This window comes from Flavobacterium solisilvae (assembly GCF_012911605.1).
GTDB lineage: Bacteria > Bacteroidota > Bacteroidia > Flavobacteriales > Flavobacteriaceae > Flavobacterium > Flavobacterium solisilvae.
Window position 1 is genome coordinate 239415 of sequence record NZ_JAAMPT010000208.1, and the last position, 22168, is coordinate 261582.

20 protein-coding genes are annotated in these 22168 nt (G+C 33.9%); 7 read left to right on the forward strand and 13 right to left on the reverse strand.

The genetic code is table 11. The annotated features are described in order from the left end of the window. Positions 1-58 precede the first annotated feature (58 nt). The 6 genes from G6042_RS11465 to G6042_RS11490 form a co-directional block, all read right to left on the reverse strand. Positions 59-817, reverse strand: coding sequence for a tetratricopeptide repeat protein (locus tag G6042_RS11465; protein ID WP_169524572.1), 759 nt, complete (start codon positions 815-817; stop codon positions 59-61). 89 nt (positions 818-906) lie between these two features. Beyond that, the gene (locus G6042_RS11470) at positions 907-1947 is read right to left on the reverse strand and encodes a VWA domain-containing protein (protein ID WP_169524573.1); all 1041 of its coding nucleotides are present in this window, start codon (positions 1945-1947) and stop codon (positions 907-909) included. A 114-nt stretch (positions 1948-2061) separates the two neighbouring features. Then, positions 2062-3060, reverse strand: a complete 999-nt coding sequence (locus G6042_RS11475) for a vWA domain-containing protein (RefSeq protein WP_169524732.1) — start codon at positions 3058-3060, stop codon at positions 2062-2064. Beyond that, the gene (locus tag G6042_RS11480) at positions 3060-4691 is read right to left on the reverse strand and encodes a hypothetical protein (protein ID WP_169524574.1); all 1632 of its coding nucleotides are present in this window, start codon (positions 4689-4691) and stop codon (positions 3060-3062) included. Before G6042_RS11480 ends, G6042_RS11475 begins: the two co-directional genes overlap by 1 nt. A gap of 96 nt (positions 4692-4787) precedes the next feature. Continuing rightward, positions 4788-5654, reverse strand: a complete 867-nt coding sequence (locus G6042_RS11485) for a DUF58 domain-containing protein (protein ID WP_169524575.1) — start codon at positions 5652-5654, stop codon at positions 4788-4790. Between the two features lie 85 nt (positions 5655-5739). Continuing rightward, a complete protein-coding gene (locus G6042_RS11490) occupies positions 5740-6744 on the reverse strand; it encodes an AAA family ATPase (protein ID WP_169524576.1) in 1005 nt (334 codons plus the stop codon). Positions 6745-6992: 248 nt separating this feature from the next. On the opposite strand from G6042_RS11490, the gene G6042_RS11495 reads away from it, so the two are divergent. Continuing rightward, positions 6993-7859, forward strand: coding sequence for an aldo/keto reductase (locus G6042_RS11495; protein WP_169524577.1), 867 nt, complete (start codon positions 6993-6995; stop codon positions 7857-7859). Between the two features lie 78 nt (positions 7860-7937). Beyond that, positions 7938-9080, forward strand: coding sequence for an ATP-binding protein (locus G6042_RS11500; protein WP_169524578.1), 1143 nt, complete (start codon positions 7938-7940; stop codon positions 9078-9080). A gap of 6 nt (positions 9081-9086) precedes the next feature. Here G6042_RS11500 and G6042_RS11505 read toward each other — a convergent pair whose 3' ends face one another. Beyond that, the gene (locus G6042_RS11505) at positions 9087-10835 is read right to left on the reverse strand and encodes an SPOR domain-containing protein (protein WP_169524579.1); all 1749 of its coding nucleotides are present in this window, start codon (positions 10833-10835) and stop codon (positions 9087-9089) included. Positions 10836-11002: 167 nt separating this feature from the next. Here G6042_RS11505 and G6042_RS11510 point away from each other — a divergent pair, with 167 nt between their 5' ends. Genes G6042_RS11510 through G6042_RS11520 form a run of 3 tightly spaced genes read left to right on the forward strand, consistent with a single transcriptional unit; the run spans position 11003 to position 12860 of the window. Next, positions 11003-11731, forward strand: coding sequence for a metallophosphoesterase family protein (locus G6042_RS11510; protein ID WP_169524580.1), 729 nt, complete (start codon positions 11003-11005; stop codon positions 11729-11731). Positions 11732-11774: 43 nt separating this feature from the next. Next, positions 11775-12269 carry a DUF6646 family protein gene (locus G6042_RS11515; protein WP_169524581.1) on the forward strand — a complete coding sequence of 165 codons (495 nt, stop codon included), beginning with the start codon at positions 11775-11777 and terminating at the stop codon, positions 12267-12269. 15 nt (positions 12270-12284) lie between these two features. Further along, a complete protein-coding gene (locus tag G6042_RS11520; RefSeq protein WP_169524582.1) occupies positions 12285-12860 on the forward strand; it encodes a PhnA domain-containing protein in 576 nt (191 codons plus the stop codon). 135 nt (positions 12861-12995) lie between these two features. Here G6042_RS11520 and G6042_RS11525 read toward each other — a convergent pair whose 3' ends face one another. The 6 genes from G6042_RS11525 to G6042_RS11550 all read right to left on the reverse strand — a co-directional run bounded on the left by G6042_RS11525 (position 12996) and on the right by G6042_RS11550 (position 18600). Beyond that, complete coding sequence (locus tag G6042_RS11525; RefSeq protein WP_169524583.1) at positions 12996-13835, reverse strand: N-acyl homoserine lactonase family protein; 840 nt, start codon at positions 13833-13835, stop codon at positions 12996-12998. Between the two features lie 64 nt (positions 13836-13899). Then, positions 13900-14460, reverse strand: a complete 561-nt coding sequence (locus G6042_RS11530) for a Crp/Fnr family transcriptional regulator (RefSeq protein WP_169524584.1) — start codon at positions 14458-14460, stop codon at positions 13900-13902. Between the two features lie 170 nt (positions 14461-14630). Further along, on the reverse strand, positions 14631-15005 hold the full coding sequence (locus tag G6042_RS11535) for a hypothetical protein (RefSeq protein ID WP_169524585.1): 375 nt from the start codon (positions 15003-15005) through the stop codon (positions 14631-14633). A gap of 181 nt (positions 15006-15186) precedes the next feature. After that, positions 15187-16740 (reverse strand): L-piperidine-6-carboxylate dehydrogenase, encoded by a 1554-nt coding sequence (gene amaB, locus G6042_RS11540; protein ID WP_169524586.1) that lies wholly within the window; start codon positions 16738-16740, stop codon positions 15187-15189. Positions 16741-16899: 159 nt separating this feature from the next. After that, positions 16900-17436 (reverse strand): 3-hydroxyanthranilate 3,4-dioxygenase, encoded by a 537-nt coding sequence (locus G6042_RS11545; protein WP_169524587.1) that lies wholly within the window; start codon positions 17434-17436, stop codon positions 16900-16902. A 60-nt stretch (positions 17437-17496) separates the two neighbouring features. Beyond that, entirely contained in the window at positions 17497-18600 is a 1104-nt protein-coding gene (locus G6042_RS11550) for an endonuclease/exonuclease/phosphatase family protein (protein ID WP_169524588.1), read from the reverse strand. A 139-nt stretch (positions 18601-18739) separates the two neighbouring features. Between G6042_RS11550 and G6042_RS11555 the strand changes: the two genes are divergently transcribed. Next, positions 18740-21532 (forward strand): TonB-dependent receptor, encoded by a 2793-nt coding sequence (locus G6042_RS11555; protein ID WP_169524589.1) that lies wholly within the window; start codon positions 18740-18742, stop codon positions 21530-21532. A gap of 12 nt (positions 21533-21544) precedes the next feature. After that, entirely contained in the window at positions 21545-22165 is a 621-nt protein-coding gene (locus tag G6042_RS11560) for a choice-of-anchor J domain-containing protein (RefSeq protein WP_169524590.1), read from the forward strand. The last annotated feature ends 3 nt before the right edge of the window (positions 22166-22168 follow it).

Below are 22168 nucleotides of genomic sequence, written 5' to 3' on the forward strand. Positions count from 1 at the left end.
ATTTACACAGATTTGTTTTTCCTCAATTCTTAATTATATTTTCTCTAACATCCATAGTTTACCAATCTTTTTCAGGTTTGTTTGGATTGGCTCTAACTTTTTCTTTGTTGACTTTATCCTGAACTTTTTTCTCTTCATTTTGCACAGCATCTAACAAGTTTTGTAATCGTTCTTTTGAAATTCCACCAGGTTGAGGTTTTGGTTTTCCTTGATTATTTTCTTTGTTATCCTTGTTGTCTTTATCGTTTTTGCCGTCTTTTTTATCTTCGTTTTTGTCCTTGTCTTTATCTTTATTGTCCTTGTTATCCTTGTTTTGATCTTTCTTTTCTTTCTCTTTTTCGTCTTTGTTTTTGTCCTTATTTTTATTCTTGTCGTCTTCCGATTTTGGCGGATTATTTTTCAGATATTCTTTGGCTAAAGCAAAGTTATATCGTGTTTCTTCATCATTTGGATTACTTCGTAATGCATTTTTATAAGCTTCAACTGCGCCACCATATTCTTTTTCGGTAAAAAGACAATTACCAAGATTATGAAACGCACGATGTTTTTCGGTTTTGGTTTTAGCTTCTTTTATCGCTTTTGCAAATTGATTTTTGGCTTCGGAAACTTGTTTTTGACGATAAATGGAATTTCCTAAATTATAGGAAGCAACCGCTTTTTTTGGATATTTTGATTGCGAAATACGATAATCAGCTTCGGCATCGGCATATTTTTTTTCTGCAAAAGCATCGTTACCTTTTGGCAATGTCTTGTCTTTCTCTTGCGCATTGGTTACACAAGAAATAAAAAGCATGAAACAAGTTATTATTTTTATCATTTTCATAATCATAATCTGGAGATAATTTATTTTTCTCGCTAAGACACAAAGTCGCAAAGCTTTATTTTTTGTCTATCGTCTTTTATCTATTATCTCTTTTCTTCATTAAATAAGTTCATTTTTTTCACCCATTTGGTTTTCTTTTCGAATAAAAACAAATCGATGAAAAGCACTAAAAACCCAAACGCCAAAAACCATTGAAACTGTGATTGAAAATTTGCCATTTGCGTACTTTCAAATTCGGTTTTTTCGATGTTTTCTAAGGCATTTTTGATATAATCGATGACCGTTTTGGTTGAATTTCCATCCACATATCCGCCTTTGGTGCTTTTGGCGATTTTGGTCAAAACTTCGGCGTTTCTCTTGGTAATAACGACTTCATTGTTTTGGTCGCGTTGAAAACTTTCAACTACGCCATTTTTTTTTAATGGAATTGGTCCGCCTTTTTCAGTTCCAACGCCAATAGTAATGATTTTTATTCCTAATTTTTTAGCTTCTTCTGCAGCATTTTCAGCATTATCTGAATGATCTTCACCATCAGAAATGATAATCAGCAACTTATTGGTTTTGTCTTTTTTATCTACAAAAGTTGATGCCAAGTTTATCGCTTCGTCAATTGATGTTCCTTGCGAAGAAACAATTCCTGGGTTCATGCTTTGCAAAAACATTTTGGCAACGCCATAATCCGTCGTAATAGGCAAAACCGGGAAAGCACTTCCTGAATAAGCAATAATTCCAATTCGGTCGCTTCCTAATTGATTGATGATTTGGGAAACCAATTGTTTGCTTTTCTCCAAACGATTTGGCGCAACGTCTTCTGCCAACATACTTTTGGAAACGTCAACTGCAAAAACAATGTCAATTCCTTCGCGTTTTACCGTTTCGAGTTTCGTTCCAATTTTTGGATTAATCAATCCGATGATTAAAAATGTTAGTCCTAATAATACTAAAACTAATTTGAAAACGGATTTAAAAACTGACTTTTCTGGACTTAATTTTTTGATTAAATCCAAATCGCCAAATTCGCGTTGTTTTTTCTTCTTCCAATATTGAATGTACAAGAAAAGTACTGTCAATGCCGGAATGACTAGCAATAAATAAAAATATCCTTTTTCTTCTAACTCGTACATAATTTTTTTCTTAACCACTAAGTACACAAGGTTTTTACACAAAGTGCACAAAATTATTTTAAAATGAACATAGTGAGCTTTGTGCTTTCTTTATGTTCTTTGTGTTTAAATTATTTAGATAAAGCTTCTAAAAACCGTATTTCGCAATCCAAATTCGATTAAAACTAATATTCCGGCAATCCAAACGAATGGTCGGTATTTTTCGTCATAATCATAGAACTTTAATTCTTCGATTTCGGTGGTTTCTAGTTTGTTTATTTCGTTATAAATTTCTTCTAGTTTGCTGTTGCTTGAGGCACGGAAATATTTTCCGCCAGTGTTTTTAGCAATGGTTTTCATCAATTCTTGATCGATTTCTACCGGCATCATTTTGAATAAAAATCCGTTACCGTTTGGCGCATAAGCATAAGGAAATTCAGCCATTCCATTGGTTCCAATTCCAATCGTATATACTTTAATTCCATATTCTTTGGCAATTTGCGAAGCGGTTTCGGGTTCGATAAATCCGGCATTGTTTACGCCATCGGTTAACAGGATGATGACTTTGCTTTTGGCTTTGCTATCCTTTAATCGATTAATCGCTGTAGTTAAACCCATTCCAATTCCAGTTCCGTCTTGTAAAACATTATCATATTTGATGCTTAAAATGGCATCTTGAACAATTCCTTTGTCGCTGGTAACCGGAGTTTTGGTGTAACTTTCGGCAGCGTAAACCACAATTCCAATTCTATCATTTGGTCTTCCTTGCACGAAATTAGAAGCCACTTTTTTCAACGCTTCCATTCGGTTTGGCTTTAAATCTTTTGCCAACATACTTCCCGAAACGTCGATTGCCATTACAATATCAATTCCTTTTGTGGTTTTGGTTTGATTACTAATGTCAACTTTTCTTGGTCTTGCCATAGCGATGATTAGTGAACTCAAAGCCAAAATTCTCAACACAAAAAGGAACGGTTTGATTTTGGTTTTCCATGTTGATGAAAAACCTTTGGTTCCGCTTAACTTTAGCGAAGCTGAGACTTCTTTTCGTTTCCAAAATTGCCAAAAAATAGCGATTGGAAGCAATAAAAACAGCCAGAAAAATTCGGGATTTAAAAAAGAAACGTCTTTCATCATGGCTGGTTACTATTTTGAAGTTCGACCGAATTTAGAATACGTCCCAACATTTGTTTTCCATATTTATCATCTTCTCGATGCATAATTGTGATTTGTTGTAAACCATTATTTTGACCGAAAACTAGAATTTCATAGTACATTTTTACAGATTTTCCACTGATTTTGTCCACCATAACCATTGTTCCATAAGCTTTTCTACCTTTGATCCCTTGTTGTGTGTCAAACTCTTCGGTTTTTACAAAAATATTGGTTGCGCCTTGAGCTTCAAAAACTTTCAAACTTCCTTCTGCGGCTTGTTCTAAGTCGAGTTGTGTTTGTTGTTTAAATGTCGCTGTAGAAACGCCAATGTAGAAATCATCAGTCAAACTTCCATACATGAAAATTTGCATTTCTTTGATTAATGCCATAGCATTTTTAGGCAAAACTTTTTCGGCATCCATTCGTTTCAAGACTTTTGGTGTCTCGATTTTTACAGTTGGATTTCCGTATTCGCTATAAATCCATTCGCCTTCGACTAAATCTTTTGTTGGATGACCAATAAAATTGTCTTTTACGTAATCAAAACCTTTGATAGCGATTAAAATTCCTAACGTTGTGACAACCAAGAAAACACTAACGCTAACACCAATAATGATGCGCTTTCTTTTCTCTTTTTTGAGTTTTTCCAGTCGCGCTTTTTCCTTTTGTTGCTCGTTCCAAAGTTCTAATTCGTCATTTTCTTCAACAATTTCTGGAATAGAATTATGAATGGTTACTATACTATTTGAAATACGTTTTTTATCTTCTTCAATTTCAAAATCAAGCGGTTTTACTTTGGCAAATTTTACCAAATCGGCTTGTTTTAATACTTTTTCCAGATTTTCAACTGTTTCGGCAGAAAGTTTTAATTTCTTTTGTTTGGCGGCATTTCGCAAGCCTAAAATCAATTCAGAAGTTGTGCTTTCCATTGCTGGAATTTGAATTTCTTCTTCGATATAATTTCGGGCAATATCTGTTAGTTCTGAATAATAATTTTTGATTTCACCTTTTTGCCAAAGTTCTTTTTTCTCCAATTGCTGAAGTAAAGTGGTTGCTTTTTCGATTGGCGATTTAAACTCAATAACGACTGGTTTTTCTTCGGTTTTTTTCTTTTTAATAAATCGATAAACGAAATAACCAATTACCGCTAAACCGAGTAAAATCAACAGATAAATCCACCAATTTCCAAAATCACTTTTTACCGGAATGATGTTTTTGATGTCATACATTTTTTGTTTTAATGTATCGACTTTTACATCGCTGATTTCAATTTTTATGCTGTCGCTGAATACTTTCTTTCCGTTAATGATTACGGGTAATTTTGGTATCAGATATTTTCCGCTGTCGAATTGAGTTAAACCATATTTTTTAATCAATTCGTATCGGTTTCCGTTGCGAATGGTATCAATTTTATAACTTTCTAATACTTCAAGATTGCCAAAAAACTTTCCGTTTGGGAATTTTACTTTGGAAAAAGTATCAACATCAGTTTTCAACGTCAGTTTAAACTCGGCACCGATTTTCTTTTTAGTAGAATCAATAGAAGTTGTGACTTTTTGGGCAAAAAGCGATGTTGTGAATAGTAATAATATGTATAATATTTTTTTCATTTTTAGTTTTTTAACCACAAAGTTCACAAAGGTTTCACAATGTTCACTAAGTTTGTGCGCTTTGCGCTTTCTTCGTGTTCTTGGTGGTTATACTATTTATCTCGATTTAAAATAACCTAATAATTTCGTTACATAACTTTCGTCAACTCGTGTGCTGACTGTTCCTGAACCACATTTTGAAAAAATATCCTTGAAATAATTTACTTTTTCGTGATAGTTTTTTTCATATTCCATTCGCGCTTTTTTGGAAGTCGTGTCAATCGTGATGATTTTCCCTGATTCGGCATCTTCAACTTCAATTACACCAACATTTGGCATTTTTTCTTCTCTTTGATCATATACTCGAATTCCGGTAACATCGTGTTTTTTTCCGGCAATTTTCAGTGTTTTTTCATAATCATCATCAACCATAAAATCGGATATCAGGAAAACAATCGCTTTTTTCTTTTGCGTAGCCGATAAAAATTTCAAAGCTTGTGACAAATCAGTTTTTTTACTTTTTGGCTGAAATTCAATCAGTTCACGAATAATTCTCAAAACGTGAGACTTTCCTTTTTTTGGCGGAATGTATAATTCGATGTCATCAGAAAATAGAATTAATCCAATTTTATCGTTATTCTGAGTTGCCGAAAAAGCCATTGTTGCCGCAATTTCGGTTACGATTTCACTTTTCAGTTGGTTTTTTGTTCCAAAATTTTCTGAACCCGAAATATCAACCATCAACATCATCGTCAATTCGCGTTCTTCTTCAAAAACTTTTACATAAGGTTCGTTATATCGCGCGGTAACATTCCAATCAATCGCACGAATATCGTCGCCAAACTGATATTGACGCACTTCAGAAAAGGTCATTCCGCGTCCTTTAAACGACGTGTGATACTCGCCCGAAAAGATATGATCGCTCAATCTTCGGGTTTTGATTTCTATTTTACGAACTTTTTTGAGTAAGTCTTTTGTTTCCATGTTTTGGTTTCGGGTTTCGAGTTTCGGGTTTCGAGTTGATTCAGAAAACTTTCAACTCGTAACTTTCAACTCGTAACCTAATAAATTAAGGTACTTCAATTTCATTCACGATTTTATTGATGATGTCAACCGAAGTTATGTTTTCGGCTTCAGCTTCATAAGTAATACCAATTCTGTGACGTAAAACATCGTGAACCACGGCGCGAACATCTTCAGGAATTACATAACCGCGACGTTTGATAAATGCATAACATTTGGCAGCTGTTGCTAAATTGATACTTCCACGTGGTGAAGCACCAAAACCGATTAATGGTTTTAAAGATTCAAGTTTATATTTTTCTGGGAAACGTGTTGCAAAAATGATGTCTAAGATATATTTCTCGATTTTTTCGTCCATATAAACTTCACGAACGGCTTCTTGCGCACGAAGAATTTGCTCAACCGAAACTACGGCGTTTACTTTTTCATAAGAACCTTTCAGATTTTGACGAATGACAAATCGTTCTTCATCAATTTTTGGATATTCGATAACCGTTTTCAGCATAAAACGATCGACTTGTGCTTCTGGTAACGGATATGTTCCTTCTTGTTCAATTGGATTTTGTGTAGCCAATACTAAAAATGGTTTTTCCAATTTAAAAGTAGTATCGCCAATAGTAACTTGTTTTTCCTGCATCGCTTCAAGTAAAGCCGACTGTACTTTTGCCGGAGCACGATTTATCTCATCGGCAAGAACGAAATTGGCAAAAATTGGTCCTTTTTTGATGGAAAAATCATTGGCTTTGATATTATAAATCATGGTTCCAACAACGTCGGCAGGCAATAAATCGGGAGTAAACTGAATTCTACTGAAACTTCCTTGAACGGCTTGCGAAAGTGTGTTGATTGCAAGTGTTTTTGCCAATCCCGGAACACCTTCCAATAAAATATGTCCTTGACCTAAAAGTCCGATTAACAATCTTTCGACCATGTGTTTTTGACCTACGATAACTTTGTTCATTTCCATCGTCAATAAGTCAATAAATGCACTTTCTCTTTCTATTTTTTCATTGATTGCTCTGATGTCTAAAGCAGCAACATTTTCTTCCATAATTATATTTTTAAAACATTCAATTAGCCAAAAAATTTTAACATTTCAAAAGTGACAATTAAATCACAAGTTGGATGTTAATAATGCGTTAAAACTTTGCAAAACATAGTCTTTTTAAGGACGATTTATGATTTTCTTTTCATAATTTTAAGACCGAAAAGGTTTTTCAAAGTTTTGTTGCCAAAATAATAAAATTTTCAAAAATCAAGCAATACTATATTTAATTTAGGAACATTTAAAATAAACAAATGAAAACACAACTTTCACCCATAGTTGCCGGAACCATGAATTGGGGAATTTGGGATAAAAAACTTTCTACTTCAGAAATGATACATTTAATCAATATTTGTATCGAAAATAAAATTTCAACTTTTGATCACGCCGATATTTATGGTAGTTATACTACTGAAGCTGAGTTTGGAAAAGCATTTGCCGAAAGTAAAATTGCGAGAGAAAAAATTCAGTTGATTTCAAAATGTGGAATTCAGCTTGAAGGAAATCGAAAGAATACAAATAAACACTACGATTATTCTAAGGAATATATAATTTGGAGTGCTGAAAATTCATTGAAAAATCTTCAAACGGATTATTTGGATGTTTTTCTTTTGCATCGTCCAAGTCCTTTGATGATTGCAGATGAAATAGCCGAAGCTGTTGAAAAACTTAAAAAAGATGGAAAAATTATCGATTTCGGATTGTCAAATTTTACTTCTTCGCAAACAGAGTTGATTCGCAAAAAAGCGGAAGTTAGCTATAACCAAGTTCAATTTTCGGCAACGCATCATGAAGCAATGCTTGACGGAAGTTTTGATTATATGCAGGTACATGGCATTCGACCAATGAGTTGGAATCCGCTTGGAACTGTTTTTCGAGAAGATACAGAACAAACTCGCCGACTGAAAAAAGTTTTGGCAGAATTGGTTGAAAAATATGGTGTTGGTTCAGATACGATTTTGTTGGCTTGGATTTTACAACATCCGGCACAAGTTATTCCGGTTGCCGGAACGGTAAATATTGCCCGAATTCAACAATTTATGAAAGCCGTAGAATTGAAAATGGATAAACAAGATTGGTTTGCCATTTGGACAGAAAGTATGGGAAATGAAGTGCCTTAAAAAGGTAATTAGTGAAAAGTGATTAGTGAATAGTAGTTTGCTAATCACTTTTTACTTTTTACTAATTACTAAAAAGAAATGATCAACAAACGTCTTCTTATTAAAAATCTGCTTGCTCACAACGATGAGAGTACTTTTTATGATAAAAAGCGTCAGTTGAATTTGCATACCAAAGAAGGAAAAGCCAAGTTTTTGAAACATATTTGTGCCTTGTCGAATTCCAATCCTTCCAATAATTCGTATATCGTTGTTGGTGTGGAAGATGAAAGCAACGAAATTGTAGGCGATGATTTTTTTGATGACAGCCGAATCCAAAATCTGGTAAATGCTTTTCTCGAAAATCCGCCTAAAATTCAATACGAAAATGTTCCGTTTCCCAATTTGCCCAAAGACAGAGTTGTTGGATTAGTAACGATTAAACCCAAACACAAAACGTCTTTTTTTAAAAAAAATATTCATACGATTTTGGCGAATACTGTTTTTGTTCGTCGTGGAAGCAATTCAATTCCTACGGAAGAAAAAATTCCTTATTCCAAGCAAAATATTGAAACTATTATCAGTATTGAGAATAATTCGAGAAATAGTATTGCTCATACATTGGATGGTGTGATGAATTTTATGGTTGAAAGACATGCTGATATGCTTTCGCAATACAAGGTTTTCAAGGAATTGTTTGTGATTTGTTGGGCTGGAAATCCAAAAAAGATTAGAGATACAACTTATTTGTCGCGAGTTGATATTGAGTTGATTAACGAACAAATTAAGCTGTTTTATTCGGCACTTGATGTGGTTACCATTTCATTTGATGACGAAAGTTTTACCATAATTGAACATGTTCCGCTGGGGTTGAATGATAAAACGAGTTATTATCCATTGGAACAATTGACAATTCGGTTTTTTGACAATGGATATTACAAAATGGAAACCGAAATGCTTTTTGAACCGCCAAAATACAATACCAAAATGTTGCATCATATTTACAATGCTAATCTGGCTGTTTTGAGTAAACTTCAAAAATCTGTTCCAATTTCGGAACGGGAAGAAAAAGACTTGGAGAATTTCCCTTATACGTTAATGATTTGCTATTTGAATGGTTTTCAAGATGCTAAACAAAAACTGATTGATGCCAAACCTTTTTTGAAAGCCAATTCAAATCCATTGGTGTATTTGAATTTTAAAGAAGCGATGCGAATTTTAAGAAAAATGAAATATAACGAATAAGTTTTTTTAACTGTATCGTTCTTTTTTACAGCTAGTTATATTGTTTTTCGGTTTATAATTAAATACTGTTTTAGCAGAATTCTTAGTTTGTTTTTTCGTAAAAGCAACATTTGATTTTGGCGAAGTATTTACCGTCATAATCCACAAATCTCCAAAATATTTTCCATCTAAATTCGAATTATAATAACTTGAAGCAGCATTAAAATCTGAATGATTGCTTACGTAAACATAGCGGTAATTGTTTATCGGATTTATAAAATAATTAGCCGATATTCCTTTCTTTTTAAGTTTTTCGATAAATCGTGTTGCATTTGACGGAACCGCAAAAACATTAGCAATAATATAATAACCTTGAGATAAAGATGAAATAGAAATTGAAGGACTTTCGATAGCTGTAATTCGCACTTTTTTATTGGTTTCAGTAGTTTTTGGAGCTACTTTTGAAACTGAATTTTGATTATTGTTTTTAATAATCGGTTGCGATTTTTCTACTTTTTTTTCAGTTGTTTTTACAACATTTTCTTTGCTTTCGGCTATTGCAACTTTATTAACTGTATTCGTAATCGTTGGAGTTGCGTTGTTAGTAATCGTTGTTGCAACTGCGTTAATTTCAGTATTTAGTTTTTCAGGTTTTATAACTTCCACACAAAAAGCGGTAAAAAACATAAAAAAGCGATCACCATAAGTTTTTAATTGCAACGTAGCTTCTTTAGTATCATTACCAATGATTGAATTATTTGGATTATTAATCGACATGATAAATGAATCGTATCCCAAAGTGTTACTACTGTTAGGATTTCGGGTTTCAAACATGGAGTTTTCTATAGAAATGGAACTGTTAAATACATTCGATTTTTCTCTTAAACCATTTGATAATTGAACAAATTCATCGTTTTTAGATGATTTGAATAAAAGTTGATCGCCTTTTAGATTAAAATCGCCTTCCAAAGCAGCACAAGCAATTTTTGCATTGATATTTCCTTGTGGCATGGTTTGAAATCCGGTGAAATTTATATCTAACGAATTTTTGGTAATTCCGGCAAAACCATCATAAAAAGTGATAAATTTTTCGGTCATGGTTGAATCTTCATAAATGAAGAAAATAGACCAACCAGCAGCTGCGCCACCGCTAATTTTTCCAAGTGTTGATTTTATATTTCCAACAGTATACGTTCCAAATGGATTGCTAGAATTTGTAACCAATGACGTAATGTCGGCAAACATTACATAAGGTGCGCTTGTTTGGAATTTTGGAACATTAAAACCATCAAAAAGCAATTCGCCAACAATATCAGTATATGAATTTTGATTAGGTAATTTGATTTTTACAGTGTCAAATGATGTTCGAGTAGAATCTACAACTTCAAATTTTTGTTTTTTAGAAAGTTTTCCTTCTTTAAACGGATAGGTTGCTGACCAATATAAACCAGCATAGATGATTTTTTTATTTTTTTCGTTGTCTAATTTTAAATCGGCGCTACTGGAAGAAAATGTAGAAGAATCATCATCGATATCGATGTATCGCATGTTTGATTCATCGTTTAATTTGCTTTTAATGTCTCTTTCGTTATAGGGATTGTTTGGACTTTTTTTAATAGCATCAGTATTTACTATGTTGTTGGAAATCATAGTTATATCGCCTTTTATGAATTCTTGATGACGAACTTTGAACGGTTTAGATTGTTGCGAAAATCCTTGAACGGAAACAATAAGAAGAAAACCAATAAGTAGGTGTATTTTAAATACTAAGTTCATATAAAGTTCTATAAAATGACAACAAATACAGACGTAATGTAAAATCAAATGTAAATAAAAAAATCTATTTACTAAATTGAAGCGTTGAAAAAACGAATAAAACTTAAACTAAAGTTGGTATTGCAGTTGTCATTTTTTGGATTACATTTGGTTTTATATACCTTTATATGAGCAGAACATTAGTAATTGGTGACATTCACGGCGGATTAAGAGCTTTGCATCAAATTTTTGATAGAGCAAACGTTTCGAAAGAAGATACTTTAATTTTTCTCGGTGATTATGTTGACGGCTGGAGTGAATCGCCACAAACCATAGATTTTTTAATCAATTTAGGAAAGAAACAAAACTGTATTTTCATTCGCGGAAATCATGATGAACTTTTGTTGGAATGGTTAGAGAACAGCACTGATAACAGAGAATGGTACAAACACGGCGGCGAAGCTACGGTTTTAGCCTATCAAAAAGTAGATTTTGAAACCAAACAAAAGCACATTCAATTTCTGAAAAATTTACAAAATTACTATCACGATGACCAAAATAGATTGTTCATTCATGCTGGTTTTACCAATATGAACGGCATAAATTTTGAATATTTTCCGAAGTTATTTTATTGGGATAGAACACTTTGGGAAATGGCATTGGCATTGAACGAAAGCATTCCAAAAGAAAGCGAATTGTATCCAAGACGATTTCAATTGTATGACGAAATATACATTGGTCATACGCCAGTAACTCGAATTGGCGAAACTGTTCCGATACAAAAAGCCTGTGTTTGGAACGTTGATACTGGCGCAGCATTTAAAGGTTCGTTGACCATTATGGATATTGATACTAAGGAATTTTGGCAAAGTGAACCGTTAAATGAGTTGTATTTCAACGAAAAAGGAAGAAATTAAGTATAAATAACTACTTTTGTAGAATAATAAAAACAGACATAAAATGAGAAAAGTATTCATAATTATTGCAGTATTTAGTGTGTCATTTGCCAATGCACAAGCGTTCAAAGGAAAAGGCGATTTAAAAGGACAAGTAGGATTAACACTTCAAGATGGCGGAACTGGAATTGGAATTTCGACCGATTTTGGAATGGGTGAAAACATGTCTTTTGGAATTGTTGCAGGTTATATGCTGAATGCCGATGAAATTGGTGGCGTAAAAGCACGATTTGAAGACAGAGCCGATTTGAAAGTGCGTTTCAGTGCTAACATTGGAAACGTATTAAAATTAGATGAAAACATGGATGTTTATCCAGGTTTGAATTTAGGTTTGCGCAATTTTGGTGGACATCTTGGGTTTAGATATTTCTTTACCGATGGTTTTGGAATGTTTGCTGAAGCCAATGCGCCGTTAGCACGTTATGATACCGATGTAAACGGATTTGAACATTATAACAACCAATTTGTATTCACGATTGGCGCATCATTTAATTTATAATTGCCAAAATAAAAAATGAGTATCGTTACCGAAAAAAGATTAAAAGACAGAAGCGGTTCAGTATGTGAAATTAGCGGAAGTGATGAAAATCTAGTGGTTTATTTAGTGGAACCTAAAACAGAAGACATTCCCGAAAATTGTATTTTAATTACCAAAAACCTAAAAGATCAAATCGAGAATCCTGAAACCATGAATCCTAACGATTGGCGTGGTTTATCAGATAGTATGTGGAACGAAAACCTTCCGGTGCAAATTGTTTCTTGGCGAATGCTAGCGCGATTGAAAAATCACGATTTGTTGGAAATGATGTATTTGGATGAAGATGCGTTAGAATGGGCAAAAGCAACAGGCGAAGCCGATGATGACGAAGGAAAAATTATCCACAAAGATTCCAACGGAAATATCCTGAAAGATGGCGATTCGGTAGTTTTGATTAAAGATTTAGATGTAAAAGGTGCAACGTTTACTGCAAAACGCGGTGCTGCGGTTCATAATATCAAATTAGTTTGGGATAACGCTGAACAAATTGAAGGTAGAGTTGAAAACCAACATATTGTTATTTTGACGCAATATGTGAAGAAGACGAAGTAATACTATTTTGTCATTCCGAGGAACGAGGAATCTCATCAAGTTGAGATGAATGTTGATTTAGATAATGAGATTTCCATATTTCGGAGAGACAAGATTGAGAGATAGAAAACCTGAAATTTTCAGGTTTTCTGTCTTTTATATAAAAGTCTGTAATTTTTCAAGTCGTTCTATACTTTTTGGGTCGTGACAAGGCAAAATAATTGTAGGTTCGTTGCTTGCAAATTCTTTAATGTTTTGCAAGGTTTTTAGAGCAATTTCGGGTTGAAAGGTTACACCGTCTGTCTTTTCGGTGCGAATGTTTTCTTCGTTATAAGAAGCATCTCCTGCAATAAAATAAGTAATGGTTTCATCTCGGACTACAACGGATAAATGTCCTGTACAATGTCCTGGTGTAGGAATCAAAAATATTTTTCTGTCAGAAGTAATTGGATGAGAGAAAGGAAAATTTCCAACAGGATTTTCAGTGAAATCTATTAATTCAGGTTTTAGCCAGATTGGTTTTCTATGAGGAAGATAGCCCGCTATTTTTCCTTTCAGACTGTTGTATTCATTCCAATTTTCTCTGCTTCCGATTATTTTGGTATGTGGAAAGTGATCCAAACCTCCTGTGTGGTCGTGATGAAAATGAGTTAAAATAACCGCTTTGATGTCTTTTGCAGGATTGATTCCCATTTGATGAAGTTTAAAACCGATTTCTTCTACGGGAGCAACTTTTATGGAAACCATTTTTGTAAAAAAAGGATTCCAAGTTGGTAAATATCCCGGAACAGAATTTTTAGCAGTGTCGCCTGTATCAACGAGAAACAGACCTTCCGGATGTTCAATTAAAAAAGCCAGAATGGGTAATGGTTGCACAAAATTTTGGTCTTGGAAAATATCAATTTTTCTTCCAATTGCAGAGCGACCTTCTTTTGCAGTAACTTGTCTTGTTTTGCAAACAGCTTTCCCTGTTTCTATTGCAGTAACTTTTATCATATTATAAAAATTTGCGACAAAATTTCAAAAACTTTTGAAAACTATTTTTGATTTCAATCAAAAATCAACGTTTTGCTCTTAATCGGCTCAAAGTTTCTTGAGTAATTCCCAAATAAGAAGCAATATGCCCTAAAGGGGAATGTAAAAAAATGGAAGGGAAAGCTGTTTGTAACATTTCATAACGTTCTTTTGGTGTTTGGAATTTGAGATTATAGATTCTGTCGGTTGCATTTTTTACGTAAGAAATCATCATAGAATTGGTAAATTTTTGCAGATTAGGAATCTGTTCTGTGAGTGTTTGCCATTTTTCATAATTGATTGTTGCAACTGTTCCTTTGCTTATAGCTTCAATTCCGAATTTACAGATTTGGTCGTAAAAAATACTGTCAACAGGAAGTCCGATTTGATTTTCTTGAAGAAAATAAAGGGTTATGTCTTTTTCTTTTTTGGCATAGAAAACTCGACAAAACCCGTCTTCAATAAAGAATATTTTTTTAGAGGAATTTTCAACAGGAAGAATTAGTTCTTTTCTATCAAATTTTTTTCTAGAAATGATTTTTGAAATTTGCTCTATTTCAGTTTCGGAGAGTTCAATTTTCGTTTTCAAAAATTCTATAATGTTCATTTATATGGAGTTTTGAAAAAATATTGCTTAAAGTGTAAATATACGAAACACTCCAAATATCCAAATGATATTAGGATAACTTTCAAAAAATTCAAAATAAATACAAATAAAAAACCGCAACATTTTGTGTTACGGTTTTTCTATTATTCTTTAAAAGCTACAAGCTAAATTTAATTAGCAACCAAAACTACATGAATTTGTTCCGGAATAACGTGACATTGATCTCTCGTTATTGAAATAACTCCAGAAGTAAAAGTTTGATAACCTTCTTTGGAAACGGTTATGGTATAATTTCCTTGTCGTTCAAACGCACCAATAAATGTTGGATTGGTTGTGTTTATAACTTGTAATGTTTCTGAATAATTTCCATCGGTTGCTACAACAGTTACACCATCGCTAGTTGGAGTTGTCGAATCGCCTAAACGTACAGTTACATTTAAAGCCGCAACAGCTTCTGTGGTGCAAAAAATGGTTTCGTCGTTGTCATCGCAAGTTGTTGCTAAAAGCAAAGGCGCGCAAAATAGTAATAGAATTATTTTTTTCATAGTTGTTAGGATTTGTTTAATTGAAGATGTGAAATCTTCGGATTAGTTGCGTAGCAAAATAAAAAAGCGTTCCAAAAATTATTTCGGGACGCTTTTTTTAGATTTCCTGCAAGGTCTTTTTTGACCTTGTAGGTATGAAATTATAAATCCTACAAGGTTTTCAAAACCTTGCAGGATAATGCTACAAATCAAATTTAATTCCTTGTGCTAATGGCAAACTAGTTGTATAGTTGATGGTATTGGTTTGTCTTCTCATGTAAACTTTCCAAGCGTCCGAACCTGATTCTCTTCCGCCGCCGGTTTCTTTTTCACCACCAAAAGCACCGCCAATTTCAGCTCCAGAAGTTCCAATGTTTACATTGGCAATTCCACAGTCTGAACCTGCATGCGATAAGAAAGCTTCGGCTTCACGAAGATTATTAGTCATAATTGCTGATGATAATCCTTGTGCCACACCGTTTTGAATAGCGATGGCATCATGAACATCACCGGAATATTTCAATAAGTATAAAACCGGAGCAAAAGTTTCGTGTTGTACGATTTCATAATGATTTTGAGCTTCGGCAATCGCTGGTTTTACATAACAACCGCTTTCATAACCTTCGCCTGAAAGAACACCACCTTGAACGATGATATTTCCGCCTTCGGCAACTACTTTTTCTAACGCTTTGTTATATAATTCTACCGCATGCGTATCGATAAGTGGACCAACGTGATTGTTTTGATCCAATGGATTTCCAATACGCAATTGTCCGTAAGCCGAAACCAAAGCGTCTTTTACTTTATCATAAATACTTTCGTGGATGATTAAACGGCGCGTTGAAGTACAACGTTGTCCTGCGGTTCCAACTGCTCCAAAAACTGCTCCGATTACGGTCATTTTAATGTCTGCATCTGGAGTAACGATAATAGCGTTGTTTCCGCCTAATTCTAAAAGTGAATTTCCTAAACGTGCTGCACAAGCTTGCGCAACGATTTTACCCATTCTTGTTGAACCAGTTGCTGAAACTAAAGGAACGCGTTTGTCATGCGTCATCATTTCGCCCACTTTATAATCGCCGTTGATTAAACACGAAATTCCTTCCGGAAGATTGTTTTCTTTCAATACTTCGGCGATGATGTTTTGACAAGCAATTCCACACAAAGGTGTTTTTTCGGATGGTTTCCAAACGCAAACGTCTCCACAAATCCAAGCCAAAGCAGTATTCCAAGACCAAACAGCTACTGGAAAGTTGAATGCTGAAATAATTCCAACAACACCAAGCGGATGATATTGTTCATACATTCTGTGTCCTGGACGTTCTGAGTGCATAGTTAATCCGTGAAGTTGACGTGATAAACCAACAGCAAAATCACAGATGTCAATCATTTCTTGAACTTCACCATAACCTTCTTGCAATGATTTTCCCATTTCATAGGAAACTAATTTTCCTAGTGGTTCTTTATATTTTCTTAGTTTTTCTCCAAATTGACGAACGATTTCACCACGTTTTGGTGCTGGCATTAATTTGAATGTTTTAAAAGCTTCGGTGGCTGATTGCATTACTTTTTCGTAATCTTCGGCGGTTGTAGTTTTTACTTTTCCGATTAATTGTCCATCTACTGGAGAATAACTTTCGATGATATCGCCATTTGAAAAATGATTATTTCCTGTTGATGTTCCTTCGTTGATGGCTTTTACACCCAAGATTTCTAATGCTTCGGTCATGCCGAATTGTTGTGCAATTGTTGACATTATGTGTTTTTTATGTTTGTTTTTTTAAAGTTTATGCAAAAATAGTGGTTTATTTTGAATTTTTGATAATTAGCCCTGATGGAAGCGGCATCCTTTTTCTTTTTTTGCAAAAAAAGAAAAAGATATAGCGGACAGCAGGAATCAGCTCCTGAAAAAAAATTATTTGGTTACAAATCTTTTGTCGGTTTCCATGATGGTTCCACATTTATCACAAGTTCTTAGTTCTTCGGAATTGTAAAAATGGTTGAAATGTTTCAGGAAGTCTTTTTCGATGTCGTGGAGTTCAAAATAGACTTCATACAATTTGTGATTACAGTTGTCGCAGAACCAAAGCAAACCATCGGGAATGTCTTTTCCGACGCGTTTTCTTTCGACCACTAATCCGATGGAATTTTCGGTTCTAACGGGTGAATGTGGCACTTTTGCTGGAAGTAAAAACATGTCGCCAGCCGAAAGTTTCATGGCTTTTTTCTCGCCATTATCTTGAACGTAAACGGTTATTTCGCCTTCGAGTTGGTAGAAAAGTTCTTCGGTTTCGTTGTAATGATAGTCTTTTCGAGCATTTGGTCCGGCAACAATCATCACGATGTAATCGCCAGATTCGATGTAAAGGTTTTTATTTCCAACGGGCGGTTTTAGTAAATGACGGTTTTCGTCTATCCATTTATTGAGGTTGAAAGGTTTTTGGATTGCCATTTTTTTAAAATTTAAGTAAAGTTACAAAATAAAAAATCCCGACAGAATCGGGATTTGAATTTATTTAATTTCTTTGATTAGATAGATAAACACGGGAAAGTGATCGCTGAATCCTGGTCCGGCGTTTGTGTTTCGCAGTGGATAACCTTTGTATTGTCCAGAAGGTTGAATCATATAAGGTTTGTTGTAAATTCCAGCTTTCCAGTAGCGGAAAGAGGAATAATCTTTACGGATTAATGGTTCTGAAACCATGATTTGGTCAAAAATATCACCAGTATCTCTCCAAAAAAGTGATGCATGTCCTTTATAAAACATTTCTTCAAATGGATTATAAATTCCTTTTTCTTTTACATCTTCTTTCTTTCTTTTGGCACCGATTCCTTCTTTTACACTTTTATTGTAGCTTCCGTCGTTTAAATCGCCCATAGTTATAATTTTTGCATTTGGATTAATAGCAAAAATGGAATCCATGATTTTTCTGTTTAAACGTCCAGCAGCTTCTCTTAGTGGAGAACTTTTCTTTTCACCGCCAGAACGCGATGGCCAGTGATTTACAATGATATTTACTTCTTCGCCATCCAAAAATCCTGTAACTAATAATTGGTCACGCGTGTAAATTCTATCATTTGACTTAGTATCGGTAACAACATCATCTTCTGATTCGTCTTTGTCTTTTTTGTCTGATTTTTCTTCCATGCTTTTGTAAACCAATAATGGAATGTTTTTGAAACTTGTTGGTTTGAAGTGTTTCTTTTGATATAAAAATCCAACGTCAATTCCACGTTTATCAGGAGAATCAAAGTGAACGATTCCGTAATCTTTATTGATAAGCAATGGTTGTTTTACTAAATCTTCAAGAACAGCTCTGTTTTCTACTTCGCATACACCAATAAGTGTTGGTGAATTTCCTGGATTTTCTGAAGTTCCAATTTCTGATAAAACTCTTGAAAGATTGTGAAGTTTTTGTTTGTATTTTTTACCTGTCCAACTCATCGCACCATTTGGAAGCCATTCTTCATCGTTGTTGGAACCTTTGATGGTGTCAAATAAATTCTCCAAATTGTAGAAAGCAACTGTATGAATATTATACTTTTTTGCTTGTGCATTAGCGCCAAAAATTGCGAAAAAAGCAATGAAAAGCGCCATAAATCCTTTAATTCTCATAAATCGTATATTAATTTAATATCAAGTTTATTACAAACTTCGAGCCAAAAGTAAATAATATTATTAAAAGATGTACATTTGTCGGCTGTTATGTTTTTATTAAATATAACGAAGAGAAAAAATTAACTTATTTTTATTTATGAAAAAACTTGTTATTAGTGCTCTATTTGTATTGCAAACTGTTGTAGTTTTCGCTCAAAGTACTGGGTTTTCGGGAAAAGTTGTCGATTCAAAAACACAAAAACCATTACAAAATGTAGTAGCTTCTATTCAAAACACAAATTTAACTGCATTGACGGATATTGCAGGTGTATTTGAATTTAAAAATGTTAATCCAGGAAGTCAGTTGTTGCAAATTAGAAGTACGGGTTACAAAGACCAACTTTTGGCTGTGGATGTTGTTGATGGAAAAATGTTGGATTTAGGTATTGTTGTCTTAGAAGAAGACATTAGTATTGAACAACAGTTGAGTTTAATTACCATCACAGAGAATGATTTAGGTGATGACAACAGTGGTTCTGAAAGTACTTCGGGATTACTTCAAGCGTCAAGAGATGTTTATCAACAAGCTGCGGCTTTCAACTGGGGACAATCTCGTTTTAGAATTAGAGGTTTTGATAACGAATATGGAACTACCATGATAAATGGTATTGTAATGAATAAGTTATATGATGGAAGACCACAATGGAGCAACTGGGGTGGATTAAATGATGCTACTAGAAACCAAGAATTTACAATGGGTTCAGCGCCATCAGATTATACTTTTGGAAATCCATTAGGAACGCAAGAAATTAATACAAGAGCTTCTTTTTATCGTCCAGGATCGAGAATTTCGATGTCGGGTACCAATACAAATTACAGCTGGAGAACTATGGGAACACATGCTTCTGGAATGAACAGAAACGGTTGGGCTTATGTGATTTCGGCTTCAAGAAGATGGGCAAAAGAAGGTTATTTTGAAGGAACAGATTATAGCGCAAACTCATTATTTGCAAGTGTTGAGAAAAAATTCAACGATAAACACAGTTTAAACTTTACTTCAATTTATGCTCAAAACAGTAGAGGAAAATCATCTCCAAATACTAAAGAAGTTACTGATTTAATGGGAGTTGAATATAACTCATATTGGGGATGGCAAGATGGCAAAAAGAGAAATTCAAGAGATAAAGATATTGAAGAACCAATGGTAATGTTATCTCACTACTGGAAATTATCTGAAAACACTAATTTGAATACAAATGTTGCTTACCAAACAGGTCGTATTTCAAACTCAAGATTAGAAAATCCACTTGGAAATAATCCTGATCCAACCTATTATAGAAAGCTTCCAAGCTATGCGCTTAACGATCCAACACAATGGATAACACCTTCAGGATCAACAGAACCTATTAATCCAGAAGCAGATAGATTATTGGAAGAATTTCTTCTAAGTCCGCAAATCGATTGGAATGCAATGTATATTGCTAACCAGAATTCAACTGATGGAGTAGCATTTGCTTTGACTGAACAACGTAATGACGATACTACAATAACAGCTAATATGTTATTAAGCAGTATCATTTCTCAAAATTTAACATTCAATTCAGGAGTAAGTTTTAGAAAATTAAAATCACATAATTATGCTGTAGTAACTGATTTACTTGGTGGCGATTATTTCTTAAATGTTGATCGTTTCTTCCAAGGAGACAATGCACAGTTTGATTTGAACAATCCAGACCAACAAGTTGGAAAGAATGGAACAATTGGATACAACTACAATTTATTTGCTAATGTTGTTGACGGATTTACTCAATTCAAATTCAACTACAAAAAATTTGATTTCTATTTAGCTCAAACTTTTTCAAGAACAGAATACCAAAGAGAAGGTTTATACAGAAGTGGAAATTATGCTAATAATTCATACGGAAAAGGAGATTCTAAAGTATTTGAAAACTTTGGTTTCAAAGGTGGTTTGACTTACAAAGTAACTGGTCAACACTATTTCGATTTCAATGGTATGTATATGACAAAAGCACCTAACTTGAGAAATAGCTTCTATAATGCCAGAAGAAGTAATGAATTTACTGAAAACTTGACTAGTGAAAATATTGTAAGTGCTGATGCAAGTTATATTTTAAGAACACCATCATTCAAAGCAAGATTAACAGGTTTCTTCTCTAGAATTAAAGATGCTACTGAAATCGCATTTTTCTATGCAGAAAATATTGGCGATAGTGATGGAGACGAAGATTCATTCGTTACTGAAATTACAACAGGACTTGAAAAACAAAATTTAGGAGCTGAACTTGGATTAGAGTATCAAATTACATCAACAATAAAAGCAACAGCAGCTGCTTCTTATGGTCAATATACTTATTCTAACAATGCAAGACTACAAACAAGTGATGACAACTTAGCTTCTCAAGGATTAAGTCCTTTAAAAGATTTTGGAACAGTTTATTTAAAAGATTACCATCAACCAGGAATGCCTCAACAAGCCTACTCGTTTGGATTAGAATATCGTGATCCTAAATTCTGGTGGATTGGTGCAAACGTAAATTACCTTTCGGATAGCTACATTAGTGTTTCTAAAATCATGCGTACCGATAATTTCAGTATTGATGATGCTACTGGAGATAACTATGCTGGTGCAACACCAGAAACAGTTAGAGACATATTAAAACAAGAAAAATTCAATAGCTTTACCTTAGTAAATCTAACAGGTGGAAAATCTTGGAGAATTAGCAACAAAAACAGAAATACAGTTGGTTTCTTTGCTTCTGTAAACAACCTTTTTGATGTTGAATATAAAACAGGTGGATTTGAGCAATCAAGAAAAGCAACTTTCCCTGATTTAGTAGCTGATAATGCAAACGGAACGCCATCATTTGGTCCAAAATATTTCTATGGTTATGGAAGAACATACTTTGTTAACTTCTACATTAACTTCTAAAAAAATAAAACTATGAAAATTAAATTTTTAAAAACAATGTTTTTGTTAGCACTTACATCAAGTGTATTAACAAGTTGCGTTGGCGAAGATGATTATGCTATACCTACAGTATATGAATATGTTTTCAACGAAGGATTTACAAGTTCTCCAGTTGGTAGCGGATCAAATGAAGTGCCAATCGCTTTAGAAGGATGGGTTAATCATAACACGACATCTACTAAACTTTGGCATGGAAGAGCATTTGCGGGTAATAATCATGCTGAATTTTCATCATTCTATTCCGCTGTTGGAACTAATGATACGGCTTGGTTAATCACACCAGCAATAGATTTAACAGAAACAACAGGTGAAACACTATCGTTTACAACCAAAACAAGATTTGAAAATGGGTATCCATTAACTGCTTTTGTTTCTACCGATTATGATGGAACAACGGCAGGAATTGCAACTGCAACTTGGACACAGGTTACTTTTACAGCTCCAACAGCTGATGATGTTGTTACAAGTAGTGGAAACATCGATTTGAGTGGATATGATAGCAACAATGTTAGAATTGCTTTCAAATACACAGGAAGCAAAGCTGGTGTAACAACTACATTACAGTTGGATAATATTAAGATTGTTAAAAATTAATAG